Here is an 18,491-nt window from a genome sequence, read left to right on the forward strand (position 1 = left end):
CGCCGACAGAGCGTATAACACACTACACTTTGCTCCGCAAAGTCGTGTGCCAAATGGGGGCGTTGCCCCCTTTGGAACCCCCCACGAGAAAAGACGGTATGCTACCCCTCCACGGGGCGCATACCGCCTTTTCTTGTTATCCAGCCCTCCGGCTGTATCGGTTGAGCAAAAGTCAGCGTGGGATTGATGTGGTATCTTTATCTAAGTGAAACCCCGGTGGCTTATCCGGATCATGCCATGCTGGCCGGCGCCGTTAACAAAAAATATAGTTAAATCAAGGAAAATCGCATACGGTGAAGAGGGGACGCGGGCAAGCCCTCTGACGCGATTCAGAATGCTTTTCTCGCTGTGACTGCTTGTGACTGCTCTGGATGGTTCCGCTCTTGTGGTTATGTGCTTTAATTTTGAAAATTGCTATAATCGCCCGCTCTTTTATCCGATAACATCTTGACACCGTCCGCCCTCCGCCGAATGTTGACAGGATACCCTGTACCGTCTATAATCAGGGTAAGGATATAGGATAACAGGGAGTGACCCAGATCCAGATGAACATGGTCCAAATCGTTTTCAGCCCCACCGGCGGAACTCAGAAGGCGGCGGACGCCATCACCGGCACATGGCGGGAGCCGGTCCAAAAAGTCGATCTGTCGGACGCGGCCGCCGGCTTTTCCGCCGTCCGTCTGGGGGAGGACGATCCCGCGGTCATCGCGGTCCCCTCCTTCGGCGGCCGGGTCCCGGCCCTGGCGGCCCAGCGGCTGGGGCAGGTGCACGGCGGCCGGGCCCGGTGCGTGGTGGTCTGCGTGTATGGCAACCCCCGGGAGCGCCCCAGGGAGACCGACGGGAAAACGTGCATCTCCTGTATGCGCTGCGCGGCAATCTGCCCCCAGTCGGCCCGCAAGGCGAACAGCGCCCTGGTGGCCGTCGCCGCCCGGGCCATCAAAAAGGCCTGCGCGGAGCAGAGGCGCAACGAGCTGTTCTGCTGAATTTTAGCGGGCTGGATATCCATATATGTCCATAATTTGAACAGCCAGTCAAGGGACAAGCGCCCTGTATCTACAGAAATCCCGTAGACACAGGGCGCTTTCCCATGGCGGCTGAGGATAGCCATGGTTCAAAAATATCACTTTAGGAGGTGCAGCGTGTGTTCCTGAAGGACGCCCAGATCGGGCAGACCTGCATCGTGGAAAAAATCAACCTCCCATTCCAGATGGAGCGCCGTCTGGAGGCGCTGGGGATGACAAAGGAGACTCCGGTTTCCGTTCTGAACCGAAAGGGGAAGGGCATCCTCATCATCAAGCTGCGGGGAACCCGTTTTGCCCTGGGGTACAACATCACAAAAAATATCGAAGTAAAGGCAGGTGAGGCGAATGGGCGCAAATGAAATGACCATCGGATTCATCGGGAATCCGAACTGCGGCAAGACCACCCTCTTCAACGCCTACACCGGAGCCAATCTGAAGGTGGCCAACTGGCCCGGCGTTACGGTGGAGAAGGTGGAGGGCGTCATGAAGGATCACGACATGACCATCCATCTGGTAGACCTGCCCGGGACCTACAGCCTGACCTCCTACACCATGGAGGAGACCGTCTCCCGCCGGTTCATCCTCAGCGATGAGGTGGATGTCATCATCAACGTGGTGGATGCCTCCGCCCTGGAGCGCGGCCTCTACCTGACCCTACAGCTTCTGGAGCTGGGCAAGCCGGTGGTCATGGCCCTGAACATGATGGATATTGTGGAAAAGCGGGGCATGGAGATCGACCTCCACCGCCTGCCCGAGATGCTGGGCATCCCGGCCATCCCCGTCTCCGCCCGGAAGCGCCGGGGGCTGGACATCCTTCTCCACGCGGCCATTCACCACAAGGACAGCACCGGACCGGACCGGCTGGTCCATGAGCACAAGGCTTCCCCCAGGCACCGGAACGACCACGCGGAGCACGCCATGGTCTACTCCGACGCCATCGAGGACAAGCTCGACCAGCTCATCCCGGAGCTGAAAAGACGCTATCCCGACCTGCGCAACTACCGCTGGCACGCCCTGAAGCTGCTGGAGGGGGACAAGGAGATCACGGAAAAGTACCCGGTAGACCTGCCCCAGGTGCTGGACCGCAGCTACGAATCGGACATCATCAACCAGAAGTATGACTTCATCGGGGAGATCATCGGCGAGGTTCTGCTCCACAAGGAGCGGCAGGATGTGCTCACCGAGCGGGCGGACCAACTCCTGACCAGCAAGGCCTGGGGCATCCCGGTCTTTCTGGGGATCATGGCCGTCACCTTTTTCCTCACCTTCACGGTGGGCGACTGGCTCAAGGGGTATCTGGAGCTGGCCGTGGGCTGGTGCTCGGATCTTGCTGTGGCGGGGCTCTCCGCCATCCAGGCCGGGGACGTCCTCACCTCCCTGGTGGTGGACGGCATCATCGCCGGCGTGGGCACTATCGTCACCTTTCTGCCCAACATTCTGATCCTCTTCCTCTGCCTGGCCCTGCTGGAGGACAGCGGATACATGGCCCGGGTGGCCTATGTGATGGAGGGCATCATGAGCCGGCTGGGCCTTTCCGGCAAGGCGTTCATCCCCATGCTGCTGGGCTTCGGCTGCACCGTGCCCGCGATTATGGCCTCCCGCGCCCTGGAGAACCGGCGGGACCGGTTCAAGGTTATGCTGGTCACCCCCTTTATGAGCTGCAACGCCCGGCTGACCATTTACATCCTCTTCTCCGAGATGTTTTTCCCGGAGAACGCCATGGCGGCGGCCTACTTCATGTACCTCATCGGCATTGTGGTGGCCATTGCCGTTTCGGCTGTCATCCACCTGCTGGACCGAAAGCGGAGCGTCAACTACCTGTTGATCGAGCTGCCGGAGTACAAGCTGCCCGACGCCCGCACCGTGGCGATCTATGTGTGGGAGAAGGTCACGGACTACCTGGGAAAGGCCGGCACCACCATTTTCCTGGCCACGCTGGTGATCTGGGCCCTGCTGAACTTCGGCCCCCAGGGGTACGCCCCGGAGATGGCCTCCAGCTTTGGGGCGATCCTGGGCCAGCGGCTCACCCCCTTCTTCGCTCCCATCGGCCTGGGCTTCTGGCAGATCGCCGTGGCCCTCATCGCGGGCATCTCCGCCAAGGAGGTGGTGGTGTCCAGCTGCGCCGTGCTGTTCGGCATTGTCAACGCCAGCTCCCCCCAGGGGATGTCCACCTTTGCCGCAGCCCTGGAGAGCATCGGCTTCGGGCCCCTCAACGCCTTCTGCCTGATGGTGTTCTGCCTGCTCTACATCCCCTGCGCCGCCTCCCTGGCCACCATCCAAAAGGAGTCCGGAAGCTGGGCCTGGATGGCCTTTACCGCAGTTTTCCAGCTGGCGGTGGCCTGGGTGGTCACCTTCGCGGTCTATCAGATCGGCCTGCTGATTTTGTAATCGGAGGGATTGTCATGGCTGTTATACTCCTTCTGGCCGCTCTGGCCGGCTACTCCATCTGGGCCGCCCGGCGGATCTGTCTGCGGAAGAAGCGCCGGGGGAAGGCGTGCGGAAGCTGCCCGTATCGGGGCGCCGGCAGGTGTCCCTGACCTCCGGGCGTTCCCATGGAAAGGAAAAAGACCGGCCGCGCACCGATGGGCCCCATCGGTGCGCGGCCGGTCTTTTCCTGCGGGGGAAATGGAACCCTCCAGTACTTCACCAAGTTAGAAATTGCAGATTGGATTTCGAGCGGAATTTTTGCAGAACAAGGCAGATAACGCTGGTGGGCTGACGCCCACCAGGGACGATAACGAAGTGATACGGAAATTACGCCGAAAGGCAAATGCAACTTTCTGGCCTGGTGGAGTACTAGGGCTTGTTTGAAAATTGGCGATGTGTCCGGCAGCGAGGGATTTTGGGCCGCTGGCAAGCAATTTTTTCGCAGGAATCCTGGCGGATTGCAAGGAAAAATTGCGCCGTCCAGGGGACAAAAGACCCGCCGGTTGGGCATGTTGACATGTTTCAAACAAGCCCTAGGGGTCAATCCGCCGGCTCCGCCAGGGCGGCGGCCTCCGGCTCCACGGGCTCCAGGCGCATCACCGAGATTTCAAAGGCCGTGCGGTCCTGGACCACGCCCTCCACCACCTTTTGATAGATGCGGCTTTGGAGCCGCCCCTCCAGCCGGAGGCCGTCCCCCACCTCCAGGCCGCCGCAGCGCCGGGCCAGGGCCCCCCAGGCGATACAGGGGAGGTAGTCCGCCCGGCCGTATTTCCGGTTTACCGCCAGCATCAGGTCGCAGATCTCCCGGCCCAGGGGGGTCCTCCGGAGGATGGGGGGCTTGCAGAGGACCCCGGCCAGGGTGAGCTGGTTGGCGGGCTCCTCCCGGGTGGGGGCGACGCTCCGGGCGAAGAGGGTGATGACCAGCCGGCTGCCGGGCCCGGTGCGGTTGTTGAAGGAGCGGACCTCCCCCTGAACCTCCACCCGGTCCCCGGGAGTGAGGGGACGCCGCTCCAGCAGGGGGCGGGCGGCCACCACGTTGAGCCGGTCCACCGTCCCCGAGAGCCGGGGCACCGCCAGGGGGAAGACCTGGTACTCCACCCCGTGGTTCTCGTGGGAGAAGACCGGCAGGGCGTCCACCGTCCCCCGCAGGGCCGCGTGATTTTCATTCCAGCATGTCTGCATCGTGACCACACTCCGTTCCCCTTTTTACAGGGACATGTATATGCGGCCTTGTCCCCAGGTATGTCTGGCGCTTTTCCCCGGGCTATGGTAAAATGGGAAAAAACAGAGAGGAGCGTGATGTCCTATGACGCGCCGGGAAGCGCTGGACCGGGAGCTGGAGGAGCTGCGGGAGCATCTGAGCCGGGAGGAGGGCCTTCAGGCCCGGCGGAAGGACCTGTATCAGCAGATAGAGGAGCTGCGGGGGCGCAGGGACATCCTGGGTCAGGCCCTGGCCAAGGAGGAGGCAGACGTGGACGCGCTGGAGGGCATGAGCCTCCAGGCCATCCTCCAGACGGTGCTGGGCCGGAAGGAGGAGCGGCTGGAGCAGGAGCGCCGGGAGGCGGTGGCCGCCCGGCTGAAGTACCAGGATGCCTGCCGGGCCCTGGAGGACGTAGAGGCCCGGTTCCTGGAGACCAACCGCCAGCTGGACCAGCTCCTCCGGGACCGCAGGCAGTACGAAGCCCTTCTGGAGGAGAAGCGGTTCCTCTTAAAGGAGGAGGACCCCGCCCTGGCCCGGCGGATTCTGGACCTGGAGGAGGCGCTGGCCGCCGCCCGGGCCTTTTTGAAGGAGGTGGACGAGGCTGCGGCGGCGGGGCGCGCGGCCTCCTGGGCCCTCTCCCAGGCCGCCGGGGAGCTGGACAGCGCCGAGGACTGGGGGGTCTACGATCTGTTGGGGGGCGGCTTCATCGCCACGGCGGTGAAGCACAGCCACATCGACAGCGCCCGCCAGGCCGCTGGGGATGCTCAGGTCCTCCTCAGCCGCTTCCGCACGGAGCTCTCTGACGTCCAGGCGGCCGCTCAGCTCAGCGTGGACGTGGGGGAGATGGCCACCTTCTGCGACTATGTCTTCGATGGATTTTTCTCCGACTGGGTGGTCCAGTCCCGCATCCAGGACGCCCAGGCCGGGGTATCGGCCACCGCCGGCCAGGTGGACGGCCTCCTGGCCCAGCTGGCGGAGACCCGCTTGGCCGCCCTCCGGCGGCAGCAGGACCTGGAGGAGGCGCTGCGCACCCTCGCCGAGAAGGCCTGACCGCCGGACGGCATCCAGGCGTCCGGTTTCTCAGGTCGACCAGAAAGCGGCTAATTCGTCGGGTGCGCACCGGGGGGATTGTGAGAAAGGGGGGCGGTGAGCCTCCCTTTCTCATGCAGTCGGAACCTTTTTCGATTCAATCAAAAAAGTTCGCCAGCCTTCCGGAAAAGTCCGAAGGTCTTTTCCGGAAGGCTGGCCGGACCCCGGCCTATGCCGGGGTCCGGTTTCGGTGTTGCCATTGATGTAATTAGGTGTAGGCGATGATTAGGGCTTGTTTGAAAATTGGCGATGTGTCCAGCAGCGAGGGATTTTGGGCCGCTGGCAAGCAATTTTGACCCAGGAATCCTGGCGGATTTCAAGGAAAAATTGCGCCGTCCAGGGGGCAAAAGACCCGCCGGTTGGGCATGTTGCCATTTTTCAAACAAGCCCTAGGGCTTGTTTGAAAAATGGCGATGTGTCCGGCAGCGAGGGATTTTGGGCCGCTGACAAGCAATTTTTTCGCAGGAATCCTGGCGGATTTCAAGGAAAAATTGCGCCGTCCAGGGGACAAAAGACCCGCAGGTTGGGCATGTTGCCATGTTTCAAACAAGCCCTAGGAGGTCAACCTGGCCCATACCCTCATCATCGGCCCCGAAGTAGCCGTTGGCGCCCTTGGTAATGTGCAGGGTGACCGTCTGGCCGTCCAGATAGCCCAGGCTGTCCATCTGGGAGCGGACCAGGTCCAGGACCACATTGGCGTACTCCACGTTGCAGACGGCGTACTCAGCATCTGTCATCCCATCGGCGTAGCGGTTGTTCAGGTCCTCCAGGGGGGGCGTAGCTGCCCGACTCGTACAAAACGGCGGCCTTCTGGACCACGTCGATGGGGCTGATGGTCACCTCGACGGTATAGCTGCCGCCGGACTGGGCCACGGCGGGGGCCACAGTGTACTTGGAGTGGTCGTAGATCTCGTTCATCAGGGTGATGATCTCATTCTGGGCGGTGTCCAGGGCGTCCCAGCTCTGGACCCGGTCGGGGTCCACAATGCTCCAGTAGATGGAAAAGATCTCCGCCTCGGCCAGGACGTTGGCCAGGTGGGTGGCCTCCGCCTCCTCGGCGGTGATGGTGAGGGGGACGGAGGAGAGGATGACGGTGCTGGTGCCGGCATCCCAGCCCACATCCAGGCCCAGGGCGTTGGAGATGGCCCGGACGGGCAGATAGGCGGTGCCGCTGATGGCGAAGGGCTCCACCACCGCGCCGGTGGCGTCGGTGAGGGCCAGCTCCTGGCCGTCCAGGGTGACCTTGATGTCGGCATAGTCGGCCTGGACGGTAATGCTGATCCGGCGGCCTCCCGGCGCAGGGAACGCTTGTACATAAACAGTGCTCCTTACCTCTGGGGGCGCCGGCAGAGGACGCCGGTGGGCTGACGCCCACCAAGGACGATAACGAAGCGATGCGGAAATTCCGCCGGAAGGCAAATGCAATTTTCTGGCTTGGAGGAGTACTGCGCCGCTGTGCCGCGTCCATCCAGGTACGCACGGGCTCTAGGGCTTGTTTGAAAAATAGCAACGTGTCCAGCAGCGAGGGATTTTGGCCGCTGGCAAACAATTTTTTCGCAGGAATCCTGGCGGATTTCAAGGAAAAATTGCGCTGTCCAGGGGGCAAAAGACCCGCTGATTGGGCATGTTGACTTTTTTCAAACAAGCCCTAGGCCCGGAAGCACAGAACAGCCCGGCTCCGTAAAGCCATTTTAAATGCAACCATTTATTTACGCGGAGCGGGGAGCCGCGTTTGCGGCAGTCTCCCCACGCCCTTTCCTCAGGACTGCCGGGCGGTCCGGGCGCCCCCCATCCCGGCGTAGTACCGGGCCTTTTCGGCGTACATCTTCTCCTCGGCCCCGGCCATCAGCTCCTCCACAGGGACGGCCCCCACGGCCCACTGGACTCCTGCGGAGACATGGTAGCCCTCCCGCTCAGCGGCCTGCCGCACAGCCCCCACCTTCCGGGCCACCGTCTCCGGGTCCATGTCCAGGGCGATGGCCAGAAATTCGTCCCCGCCCAGGCGGTAGGTGGTCTCCCCGCCGAATTCCGCCTGGATGCGCCGGGCCACGGTCTGGAGCATCCGGTCCCCGGCGGCGTGGCCCTCCCGGTTGTTGAGCTCGTGGAGAACGTCGGCGTCCAGGTAGACGCAGGCTAGGGACCGGCCCTGGAACTGCTGGTAGAACTCCTGGTCCCGCTGGAAGCGGTTTCGGTTCTGGAGGCCGGTGAGGGCGTCGATCTCCCCCATCTTCTTCACCAGGCGGTAGGTCTGGTTGTTGCGGTGAAACATGGAGAAGCTGAAGGCCACGCTCTTGAGAAACTCGAAGCTCTCCCACCGATCCGACAAGTCGGCCACCCCCAGGACCCCCACGGTGTCCCCGGAGGGGTTCTCCACCGGGACGGCCATGATGTTCCGCAGCCCGTCCCGGAGGTAGACCCGCAGAACGTCCTCCCCGGCCCGGGCTGCCTCGGCCTCGCTCCAGACCGCCAGGGGCCTCCCGCTCCGGCAGAAGTGCTTCAAAAAGCCGGCCTCTCCTTCCGGCGGCGGGGTGGCCCCCTCCTCCCCCGGGCGGCGCCAGAGGTAGAGGACCCGCTCCCCGTCGTCCCAGGCCGTCTCGAAGAAGGCCCCCCGGGCCCCCATCATCCCGGCCACCCGGGCCAGGGCCTTGTCCATCTGCCCGTCGTTCTGGTGGGCGGTGAAGAGGAGCTTTTCCACGTCGTAGATGTAGCTTACCAGATCCAGCCGCCGCTGCTTTTCATTGGCCTCCCGCCGGAAGTGCCGCAGAACCCCCGCCAGATAGGCCAGGAAGCAGACCGCCTCCAGGGCGATAAAGCCCCAGAAGGCCGTCTGAATCTGGCCGGCGCGCTGGTAGACCACGCCCTCGGGCACCGACAGGGCCACCATCCACCGGTTGATGCCTGCGGGCTCGTAGCAGAGGAAGAGGTAGTCCCCGATGGTCCGGGAGACAAAGGCCACATAGCCGGACCGGCCGGCCTGGATGTCCTCGCCGAACTGGGTGGGAGAGAAGCCCTCCTTCATGGTCCGAAGGCCCAGGTCTTCCACGCTGCCCAGGGTCCTGTGCCAGGTGTCCAGCAGGAACTCCCCGGTGGCTCCGTCGATGACGTAGACCGAGGCAGTGCCCCCAAACTCGTCCGTGGTCCACAGCTCCGGCAGGCGGGTGAGCTCCACCACGCCGCAGAGCATCCCCAGGGTCTCCCCCTTGTAGGTAATGGGGGCATAGTTGCGCAGCACCGGCCGGCCGCTGCTGGGGTCGGTCTCCTTGCCGGAAATGTGGGTCCCCAGGGCGGACGCCTCCTCAAAGGAGAGGAGCCCGGAGACGTCCATCAGGTCCCCGCTGCTCAGCAGCAGTATGTCCCCCGGAAGGAGAATTTGCAGCCGGGTCATCATCCCCTGGGAGTGGTACCGCCGGAGAATACGCACCGCCGCCGAGTGGTCCAGGCCGTCCTGGGTGGCGATGGTTTCGGCGATGAGGGAGAGCTGCTGCTGGTCGCTCTCCACCCGCAGAAGAATTTCGTCGGCCAGGCTGACGGCGGCCTCCTGAAGCCGCTGGAAGCAGTCCGCCTCCTCCAGGCGGTGGACGTGGTGCATCAGGCCCAGGGAGAGGCATCCCACCATGGCCATGAGGAGAATCGAGGCGGCGATGCTCCTGTGCGTCTTGAGCCATGCTCCCATGGCGGCGTCGCTCCCTTCTCTGGCGAGGCTTCGGGCTGCGGCGCCCGGGCATGGAAGGGCGCCGGAGCGGCTGCCGGCCGCTGCGGCGCCCCGCAAAGGGGCAGGGGGAGGCTTTCCGGCGCCGGCTGCGCACCGTCACATGATGTCGCTGTCCACGGTGAGATTGTCGGTGCCGTGCTCCTCAAACTCGGCGATATAGGCGTCGATGCGGGAGGCCAGTTCGGCGTAGTTGCTGTCGTCGATGGGCACGTCGTCCATGTCCCGCCTGGCCAGGTCCTCGGCCAGGATGTCGAAGAAGACATTGTCCTCGTAGTCCATGATGGCCTCGTGGATGCCCCCCTCGGCGAAGGCCCGGGAGGGGATGACCTCCCCCTCGTAGACCTCGGCCAGGATGTCCATGCCCTCCTCCTTGGCCTTGGAGAAGAGCAGGCTCTCCACCTCGTCGTAGTCCGGGATGCGGTCCTCCCCCCGGGTGGAGTTGAGAATCCAGTTGCCAATATATGCCATGTCCAGCAGCCGTCTGAACTGCTTTTTGGTCAGCTCCAGCTTCATGTTGAGAACCCTCCTTTGGCTGGTCCATCTGTACGCTTCTATTATAGTATATTTCTCCGGCTTGTCAAACGTGGCGGGCGAAAAAATAGGGCTTGTTTTTCCGCCCGGTTTCGCATATGATGACGTATACGGAAATTTTCATCCATTCAGGAGGTCTTCGACTATGGACCAACGGCCCATCGGCGTGTTCGACTCCGGCCTGGGGGGGCTGACGGCGGTGCGGGAGCTGCGCCGCCTGCTGCCCGGGGAGGACATCATCTACTTCGGCGACACCGGGCGTGTGCCCTACGGGGGCCGCTCCCCGGAGACCATCCTCCACTACGCCCGGCAGGACGTGGCCTTTCTCCGCACCTTCGACCTCAAGGCCATTGTGGTGGCCTGCGGCACCGTGTCCACCACGGCCCTGGACGCTCTGGTCCGGGAGAACGACATCCCCGTCTGGGGGGTGGTGGAGCCCGCCGCCCGGGCGGCGGCCCTGGCCACCCGGAACGGCCGGGTGGGCCTCATCGGCACCGAGGCCACCATCCGCAGCGGGGCCTACGAGCGGCGCATCGCCCGGGAGGCCCCCTCCGTCCGGGTCCTGGCCGGGGCCTGCCCCCTCTTCGTCCCCCTGGTGGAGAACGGCCGCTTCCGGCCCGGGGACGTGGTGGCCGAGACGGTGGCGGAGGAGTACCTGGCCCCCATGAAAGAAGCCGGCGTGGACACTCTGGTGCTGGGCTGCACCCATTACCCCCTCCTCATGGAGGTCATCGGGACCTGTATGGGCCCGGAGGTGGCCCTCATCAACGTGGGAGCCACCTGCGCCGCAACGGTGGCCGAACGCCTGGGAGCCATGGACGCCCTGAACCCCGGCGGGGCGGGGGAGAGCCGCTTTTACGTCAGCGACAGCGTGGACGGCTTTTCCCGGCTGGCCTCCGTCTTTCTCCAGCGGGACGTCCAGGAGGCGGTGACCCTGGTGGACATCTGGACCTATCCTCCGGAGCCCCCGGCACTTGCAAACCGGCTGGAGTTGGGGTAAACTGAGAGAGACAGTGCGCACATTCCCGCGCAAAGGAGGTTTTTACATGCGCGATGGTTTTGTCAAGGCAGCGGCGGGCACCCCCGCCATCCGGGTGGCCGACTGCCGGTATAACGCCGAGAGCTGCTTCACCCTCATGCGGGAGGCGGAGCGCCAGGGGGTGCGGGTGCTGGCCCTCCCCGAGCTGTGCCTGACGGGGTACACCTGCGGGGACCTCTTCCTCCAGGATACCCTCCTCCGGGGGGCTGAGGAGGCCCTCGCCACCGTTCTGGAGGCCACCAAGCACCTGGACATGGTCACCGCCCTGGGTCTGCCGGTGCGGCTTGAAAACAAACTGTACAACTGTGCTGCGGTGATACACAAAGGCGTCATTCTGGGGCTGGTCCCCAAGACCCATCTCCCCAACTACGGGGAGTTCTATGAGGCGCGCTGGTTCGCCCCCGGCCCGGCGGAGCCCCGGCCGGCGGCCCTCTGCGGCCAGACCGTCCCCCTGGGGAGCCGGCAGCTCTTTGCCTGCCGGGACCTGCCGGAGCTGGTGCTGGGTGTGGAGATCTGCGAGGACCTGTGGGCGGTGGAGCCCCCCTCCACCCGCCTGGCCGCCCTGGGGGCCACCCTGATACTGAACCTCTCGGCCTCCGACGAGGTGGTGGGCAAGGCCGGCTACCGCCGGGCTCTGGTGACGGGGCAGTCGGCCCGGCTGGTGTGCGGGTACGTCTACGCCGACGCCGGAGAGGGGGAATCCACCACCGACCTGGTCTTCGCCGGCCACAACCTCGTGGCCGAAAACGGCGTCCTGCTCTCCGAGCGGCGTTTTGCCCCCGGCCTCACCGTTTCGGAGATCGATGTGAAGCGGCTGGCCTATGAGCGCCGGCGGATGAACGCCTACCCCCGCTCGGACGGGGACGCGGCCCGGGTCCCCTTCTCCCTGGAGCCCTGCACCGCCACCCTGACCCGGTACGTCTCGCCCACCCCCTTTGTCCCTGAGGACGCCGCCGGCAGGGCGGTGCGGTGCGGGGAGATTTTGAAGGTGGCCGCCCTGGGCCTGAAGAAGCGCCTGGAGCACACCGGGGCTGCCGCTGCGGTGGTGGGCCTGTCCGGGGGGCTGGACTCCACCCTGGCCGTCCTCATCACCGCCGTGGCCATGGGCCTGCTGGACCGGCCGGCCGGCGATATCATCGCCGTCACCATGCCCTGCTTCGGCACCACCGACCGCACCAAGTCCAACGCGGTGCTGCTGGCGGAGCGGCTGGGCTGCACTTTGAAGACCATCGACATCAGCGCGGCGGTGCGCCGCCACTTCAAGGACATCGGCCAGAGTATGGAGGACCACAACGTCACCTTTGAAAACGGACAGGCCCGGGAGCGTACCCAGGTCCTTATGGACGTGGCCAACCAGTGCGGGGGGCTGGTGGTGGGCACCGGGGACCTCTCGGAACTGGCCCTGGGCTGGGCCACCTACAACGGGGACCATATGAGCATGTACGGGGTCAACGCCTCCATCCCCAAGACCCTGGTGCGGCATCTGGTGGGCTACGTCTGCGGCGACAAGGCCGAGAGCGAGCCCGAGCTGAGCCACGTCCTGGCCGACATTCTGGACACCCCCGTCTCCCCGGAGCTCCTGCCGGCGGTAAACGGCCAGATCGCCCAGAAGACCGAGGACCTGGTGGGCCCCTACGAGCTCCACGACTTCTTCCTCTACTACGCCATCCGCTGGGCCTTCCCGCCCCGGAAGGTGCTGCGGCTGGCCGAGCACGCCTTTGGCCGGACCTACGACCGGGCCACCATCCTCCAGTGGGAAAAGACCTTCTACCGCCGGTTCTTTGCCCAGCAGTTCAAGCGCTCCTGCCTGCCGGACGGCCCCAAGGTGGGCTCCGTGGCCCTCTCCCCCCGGGGCGACTGGCGTATGCCCAGCGATGCCGCAGCCGCTTTGTGGCTGGATGAGCTGGAGGGATTGGAATAACGCCCGGCCAGTCGCCCCGCCCGTGCCCTTGGGCGCGCCAAGCATTTTTCCGCAGGAAAAATCTTGCCGCAGGGCCGGTTCATTCGGCCCGAGGATGATAAAAGATCGGGCCCCGGGAAATCTCGGATTTCCTGGGGATGACTGGCAAATGCCGTCGGATGCCGCAGCCGCTCTGTGGCTGGACGAGCTGGAGGGGCTGGCATAACGACACGGCGGAAAACCGGGAAAAAGGGCGGGAAGCCGCACGGCCTCCCGCCCTTTTTTGCACATATTGCACAGGCTCCCGGGGAAATCTTCCCCGGCTTCATAAAATGGTAATAATTTTATGGTATCATAAACAAATCAATCTGATTGGACGGCCAGCCGGAGGAATCCTCCTCCGGCTGTGCTTTCCCTGAGAAAGGAGAGGAAACCATGGCCAGCAACCCCAACTACAGCGACGTGACCCCTGCCATTGAGGCTCTGGCGGCCAGGAGCCTGGAAAACAGCCGGATCGACTCGGAGGACTATGTCCGCTACGACGTCAAGCGCGGCCTGCGGGACCTGGACGGAAAGGGCGTCCTGGCGGGCCTGACAGAGATTTCCGATATTGTCTCCAAAAAGCTGGTGGACGGGCAGGAGATCCCCTGTGAGGGGGAACTCTACTTCCGGGGCTACAACATCGAGGACCTGGTGGGCTCGGCCCTGCGGGAGAAGCGCTATGCCTTTGAGGAGATCGCCTATCTGCTGATGTTCGGCCAGCTCCCCACCCGCCAGGAGCTCACGGACTTCACCCAGCAGCTCGCCTCCTACCGCACCCTGCCCAAGAACTTCGTCCGGGACGTCATCCTCAAATCCCCCAGCAGCGATATGATGAACTCCCTGGCCAAGTGCGTCCTCTCCATCGCCTCCTACGACGACAAGACCGACGATATCAGCCTGCCCAACGTGGTGCGCCAGTGCATCCAGCTCATCGCCACCTTCCCCCTCTACGCAGTCTACTCCTACCAGGCCTACGCCTATAAGGAGGGAAATTCCCTCTACATCCACGCCCCCCGGGAGGACCTGTCCACGGCGGAGAATATCCTCAGCCTCCTGCGCTCCGACTCCTCCTACACCTTCTGGGAGGCCCACATTCTCGACATCTGCCTGGTCCTCCACGCTGAGCACGGCGGCGGCAACAACTCCACCTTTACCACCCATGTGGTCACCTCCTCCGGGACGGACACCTACTCCTGCATGGCCGCCGCCCTTGCCTCCCTCAAGGGCCCCAAGCACGGCGGCGCCAACATCAAGGTCATCCGCATGTTCGAGGACCTCAAGCGCTCCATCCGGGACTGGACCGACGAGGAGGAGATCTCCGCCTACCTCCGGGCTCTCCTCCACGGGGAGGCCTTCGACCACGCAGGGCTCATCTACGGCATGGGCCACGCGGTCTACTCCCTGTCCGACCCCCGGGCCAACATCCTCCACCGCTTTGTGGAGACCCTCTCCCAGGAGAAGGGACGTATCAAGGAGTACGAGCTCTACGCCCGGGTAGAGCGGCTGGCCCCCCAGGTCATCGCCCAGGAGCGGAAGATCTACAAGGGCGTCTCGGCCAATGTGGACTTCTACTCCGGCTTCGTCTACCACATGCTGGACCTGCCCCTGGAGCTCTACACCCCCCTCTTCGCCATGGCCCGCATCGCCGGCTGGAGCGCCCACCGCATCGAGGAGCTCATCAACATGGGCAAGATCATCCGCCCCGCCTACAAATATGTGGGGCGCCACACCGAGTATATCCCCCTGGACCAGCGGTAGGGGCCCTCTGCCGGGGATGTTTCTGCGGCGGGCGGTCCGCGTGGCGCACGGCTTTCCAGCCCCAACGCCGGGCCTCCAGAGAGTCCATCACCGGAAGGAGCACAGCCATGAAAGAGCTTCTCGCCATCTTAGACCGCCTCCCGGAGTTCGGGAGCCTGCTGGCCGCCCTGGACGCCGGCGGGTGTCCGGCGGCGGTGTCCGGCCTGGCGGCGGTCCACCGGGCCCACTTCGCCGCCGGGGTCCGGGCCAGGACCGGCCGGCCCGTGGTGCTGGTCTGCGCCGACGAAACCGAGGCCGCCCGGCTCTCGGAGGACCTCCACGCCCTCACCGGGGAGGAGGTCCTCCGACTCTCCGCCCGGGAGTTCACCTTCCACGACGCCGCCGCGGCCTCCCGCCAGTGGGAGCACCGGCGGCTTGCGGTGTTTCGGGCCATGCAGGCCGGCAGGGCCCCCCTGGTGGCGGCCACCGTGGACGCCCTCCTCCAGCGGACCCTGCCCCCGGAGGTCCTGGAGCGGACCGCCCTGACCCTCCGGGTGGGTGAGGTCCGGGACCTGCCGGCCCTCACCGAGGTCCTCTCCGCCGCCGGATACGCCCGCTGCCAGCAGGTGGAGGGCACGGGCCAGTTCGCCCTCCGGGGGGGCATCCTGGACTTCTTCTCCCCCGCCTGCGACCGGCCCGTCCGCTGTGAGTTCTTCGGGGACGAGATCGACTCCATGGGCCTCTTCGACCCGGACACCCAGCGGCGGACGGAAAACCTCCAGGAGGTCCAGGTCCTGCCGGTGGCGGAGGTGCTGCCCCAGTGGGCCCCAGGGGGTCTGTCCGGCCTGCTGGAGGCCCTGGACGGCCTCATGGAACGGGTTCGGACGGCCAAGCATCCCAGCCAGGAGCTCCTGAGCACCCTGAGCAGCGACCGGGAGCGGCTGGAGCACGGGGCGGGCTTTCCCGCTGCGGACCGCTATCTGGCCCTCATCTACCCCCAGATGGCCACGGCGGCGGACTACCTCCCCGCCGATGCGGTGGTCTGCCTCTCCGAGAGCCCCCGGGTGGCCGAGCGGGCCCGGAACTACCTCTGGCGGCTGGAGGAGGACGGCAAGACCCTGCTGGAGTCCGGCCTCCTGGCCGGGGAGGCCCTGACCTTCGCCCGGAGCTGGGAGGAGCTCGCCGCCGTGCTGGAGGAGCACCCCCTTCTCTACCTGGATACCTTCCCCACCTCCGGCTATCCCTGCCGGCCCCGGACCCTTCTGGACGTCATGGCCAAGCAGCTCCCCTCCTATGGGGCCAGCCTGGAGACGGCGGCCTCTGACCTGGAGCACTACCAGCGCACCGGCTTCGGCGCCGTGGTCCTGTGCGCCGGGGAGCAGCGCTGCCTCAACCTCCAGAGCCTCCTGCGGGAGCAGAAGGTCCGGGCGGCCGTGGACTTCCAGCTCCACAGCCTTCCGGAGCCGGGGAAGGCCGTCCTGTGTGTGGGGGGGCTCACCGCCGGGTTTGAATACCCCGCCGCCCGGGTGGCGGTGCTCACCGAGGGCCGGGCCCTCCCCGCCAAGAAGCCCCGGCCCAAAAAGGATACCAGCCGCCAGAAGCTGGCCTCCTACGCCGACCTCTCCCCCGGAGACCTGGTGGTCCATGAGCACCACGGCATCGGCCGGTATGTGGGCATGGTGAAGATGAGCGCCGACGGCGTCCAGAAGGACTATGTGAAGATCGCCTATGCCGGCTCCGACATTCTCTACGTCCCCGCCACCCAGCTGGACCTGGTGAGCAAATACATCGGCTCCGGGGAGGACACTGAACACAAGAAGCTCAACAAGCTGGGGGGGGCCGACTGGGAGAAGGCCAAGTCCCGGGCCAAAAAGGCCGTGGCCGACCTGGCCAAGGGCCTCATCCGGCTCTACGCGGAGCGGGAGCGCCTGCCGGGCCACGCCTTCGCCCCGGACTCCCCCTGGATGCGGGAATTCGAGGACCAGTTCGAGTACACCGAGACCGACGACCAGCTCCGGTGCATCCAGGAGGTCAAGGGGGACATGGAGGCCCCCCGGCCCATGGACCGGCTCCTGTGCGGGGACGTGGGCTACGGCAAGACCGAGGTGGCCTTCCGGGCCATCATGAAGTGCGTGCTGGACGGCAAGCAGGCCGCCGTCCTGGCCCCCACCACCGTCCTGGCCCGGCAGCACTTCCTCAACGCCAAGCGGCGCTTTGCCCAATTTCCGGTGGAAATTGACGTGGTCAGCCGCTTCCGCACCCCGGGCCAGATGCGTGAGACCCTGCGCCGGGTCCGGGAGGGGAAGGTGGACCTCCTCATCGGCACCCACCGGCTCTTCAACAAGGACGTGCAGTTCAAGGACCTGGGGCTGCTGGTGGTGGACGAGGAGCAGCGCTTCGGGGTGGCCCACAAGGAAAAGCTCAAGGAGCTTGCCAAGCAGGTGGATGTGCTCACCCTCTCGGCCACCCCCATTCCCCGGACCCTGAACATGGCTCTGTCGGGCATCCGGGACATGTCCACCCTGGAAGAGCCCCCACAGGACCGCCAGCCCGTCCAGACCTATGTTCTGGAGCACGACTGGCCGGTGCTGGGGGACGCCATGACCCGGGAGCTGGAGCGGGGGGGCCAGGTCTACTACCTCCACAACCGGGTGGAGACCATCGACCGCACCGCCGCCCGGATTCAGGCCATGCTCCCGGAGGCCCGGGTGGCGGCGGCCCACGGCCGGATGACCCAGGAGGCCATCAACGACGTCATGAGCCAGATGACCGACGGCGAGATCGACATCCTGGTGTGCACCACCATCATCGAGACGGGCATCGACATCCCCAACGCCAATACCCTCATCATCGAGGACGCCGACAAGATGGGCCTTGCCCAGCTCCACCAGCTCCGGGGGCGGGTGGGCCGGTCGGCCCGCCGGGCCTTCGCCTACATGACCTACCGCCGGGGGAAGGTCCTCAGCGAGGTCCAGACCAAGCGCCTGTCGGCCATCCGGGAGTTCGCCGCCTTCGGCTCCGGCTTCAAGATCGCCATGCGGGACCTGGAGATCCGGGGGGCGGGCAATGTCCTGGGCCCCGAGCAGTCCGGCTTCCTGGTGAGCGTGGGCTACGACATGTACCTCAAGCTCCTGGAGGAGGCTGTCCTGGAGCAGAAGGGGGAGGCCCCCAAGTCCCCTGCCGAGTGCGCCGCCGACCTCACCGTGGCCGCCTCCATCCCCGAGCGCTATGTCCCCTCCCCAGAGCAGCGCATGGACCTCTACCGCCGCATCGCCCGCATCCGCAGCGAGGCCGATGCCGACGACCTGGTGGACGAACTGGTGGATCGCTACGGCGACCCGCCCCGGCCGGTCAACAGCCTGATCTCCGTGGCCCTCCTCCGGGCCGCCGCCGCATCATGCGGCTTCTCCGAGATCGCCCAGCGGGGAGAGCGGCTGCTCTTCACCCTGCGGGAGGTGGACTTTGCCCGGGTTGCCGCCCTGTGCGGCGCCCCGGCCTACCGGGGCCGGCTCCTCTTCTCCGCCGGAGAGAAGCCCTATCTCTCCCTGAAGGTCCAGAAGAGGGAGGACGTGCTCAAGCTGTCCGCCCAGCTGGTCCAGGACTTCCACTCCGCCTCCCCCGCCGGGGACTGAGGCCCCGGCGGCGCATCCAGTTTTTAAGGGAACCGTGAAAATTTGTCATTCTTGCATAAATCAGACGGGCCTCTTTTGCGGAGTTGCACAAAGAACGGGCGGGGCCATGCTGTTGAGAAAAACTTGCTAAACGAACCATTGATTTTTCCGCAATGATCG

Annotated in this window: 14 protein-coding genes; 9 read left to right on the forward strand and 5 right to left on the reverse strand. The window is 65.2% G+C overall.

The genetic code is table 11. The features are described from left to right. Positions 1-530 precede the first annotated feature (530 nt). From Q0K09_RS04710 to Q0K09_RS04725, 4 genes are all read left to right on the forward strand, one after another. Positions 531-983, forward strand: a complete 453-nt coding sequence (locus Q0K09_RS04710) for a hypothetical protein (RefSeq protein WP_294473550.1) — start codon at positions 531-533, stop codon at positions 981-983. Between the two features lie 158 nt (positions 984-1,141). Beyond that, the gene (locus Q0K09_RS04715) at positions 1,142-1,381 is read left to right on the forward strand and encodes a FeoA family protein (RefSeq protein WP_294473551.1); all 240 of its coding nucleotides are present in this window, start codon (positions 1,142-1,144) and stop codon (positions 1,379-1,381) included. Further along, complete coding sequence (gene feoB, locus Q0K09_RS04720; RefSeq protein WP_294473553.1) at positions 1,368-3,410, forward strand: ferrous iron transport protein B; 2,043 nt, start codon at positions 1,368-1,370, stop codon at positions 3,408-3,410. The genes Q0K09_RS04715 and feoB overlap by 14 nt, the downstream gene beginning before the upstream one ends. Positions 3,411-3,424: 14 nt before the next feature. Further along, complete coding sequence (locus tag Q0K09_RS04725) at positions 3,425-3,559, forward strand: FeoB-associated Cys-rich membrane protein (RefSeq protein ID WP_294473555.1); 135 nt, start codon at positions 3,425-3,427, stop codon at positions 3,557-3,559. A gap of 430 nt (positions 3,560-3,989) precedes the next feature. Here Q0K09_RS04725 and Q0K09_RS04730 read toward each other — a convergent pair whose 3' ends face one another. Continuing rightward, entirely contained in the window at positions 3,990-4,631 is a 642-nt protein-coding gene (locus Q0K09_RS04730) for a single-stranded DNA-binding protein (protein ID WP_294473557.1), read from the reverse strand. A gap of 124 nt (positions 4,632-4,755) precedes the next feature. Here Q0K09_RS04730 and Q0K09_RS04735 point away from each other — a divergent pair, with 124 nt between their 5' ends. Beyond that, the gene (locus tag Q0K09_RS04735) at positions 4,756-5,700 is read left to right on the forward strand and encodes a hypothetical protein (RefSeq protein ID WP_294473559.1); all 945 of its coding nucleotides are present in this window, start codon (positions 4,756-4,758) and stop codon (positions 5,698-5,700) included. A 581-nt stretch (positions 5,701-6,281) separates the two neighbouring features. Here the strand turns inward: Q0K09_RS04735 and Q0K09_RS04740 are convergent. The 4 genes from Q0K09_RS04740 to Q0K09_RS04755 all read right to left on the reverse strand — a co-directional run bounded on the left by Q0K09_RS04740 (position 6,282) and on the right by Q0K09_RS04755 (position 9,964). Further along, positions 6,282-6,476 (reverse strand): hypothetical protein, encoded by a 195-nt coding sequence (locus Q0K09_RS04740; RefSeq protein WP_294473560.1) that lies wholly within the window; start codon positions 6,474-6,476, stop codon positions 6,282-6,284. After that, positions 6,463-7,158, reverse strand: a complete 696-nt coding sequence (locus tag Q0K09_RS04745; protein ID WP_294473562.1) for a copper amine oxidase N-terminal domain-containing protein — start codon at positions 7,156-7,158, stop codon at positions 6,463-6,465. Before Q0K09_RS04745 ends, Q0K09_RS04740 begins: the two co-directional genes overlap by 14 nt. A 340-nt stretch (positions 7,159-7,498) precedes the next feature. After that, positions 7,499-9,412, reverse strand: a complete 1,914-nt coding sequence (locus Q0K09_RS04750) for a diguanylate cyclase (protein WP_294473564.1) — start codon at positions 9,410-9,412, stop codon at positions 7,499-7,501. A gap of 135 nt (positions 9,413-9,547) precedes the next feature. Then, positions 9,548-9,964, reverse strand: a complete 417-nt coding sequence (locus Q0K09_RS04755; protein WP_294473567.1) for a hypothetical protein — start codon at positions 9,962-9,964, stop codon at positions 9,548-9,550. 163 nt (positions 9,965-10,127) lie between these two features. Between Q0K09_RS04755 and murI the strand changes: the two genes are divergently transcribed. From murI to mfd, 4 genes are all read left to right on the forward strand, one after another. After that, entirely contained in the window at positions 10,128-10,982 is an 855-nt protein-coding gene (gene murI, locus Q0K09_RS04760; protein WP_294473569.1) for a glutamate racemase, read from the forward strand. A 46-nt stretch (positions 10,983-11,028) separates the two neighbouring features. Further along, positions 11,029-12,942: an NAD(+) synthase gene (locus tag Q0K09_RS04765; protein WP_294473571.1), complete on the forward strand. Its 1,914-nt coding sequence runs from the start codon at positions 11,029-11,031 to the stop codon at positions 12,940-12,942. Positions 12,943-13,356: 414 nt separating this feature from the next. Beyond that, positions 13,357-14,721, forward strand: coding sequence for a citrate/2-methylcitrate synthase (locus Q0K09_RS04770; protein WP_294473573.1), 1,365 nt, complete (start codon positions 13,357-13,359; stop codon positions 14,719-14,721). Positions 14,722-14,828: 107 nt separating this feature from the next. Further along, the gene (gene mfd / locus Q0K09_RS04775) at positions 14,829-18,332 is read left to right on the forward strand and encodes a transcription-repair coupling factor (RefSeq protein WP_294473575.1); all 3,504 of its coding nucleotides are present in this window, start codon (positions 14,829-14,831) and stop codon (positions 18,330-18,332) included. The last annotated feature ends 159 nt before the right edge of the window (positions 18,333-18,491 follow it).

Source organism: uncultured Intestinimonas sp. (genome assembly GCF_944387725.1).
Taxonomy (GTDB): domain Bacteria; phylum Bacillota; class Clostridia; order Oscillospirales; family Oscillospiraceae; genus Intestinimonas.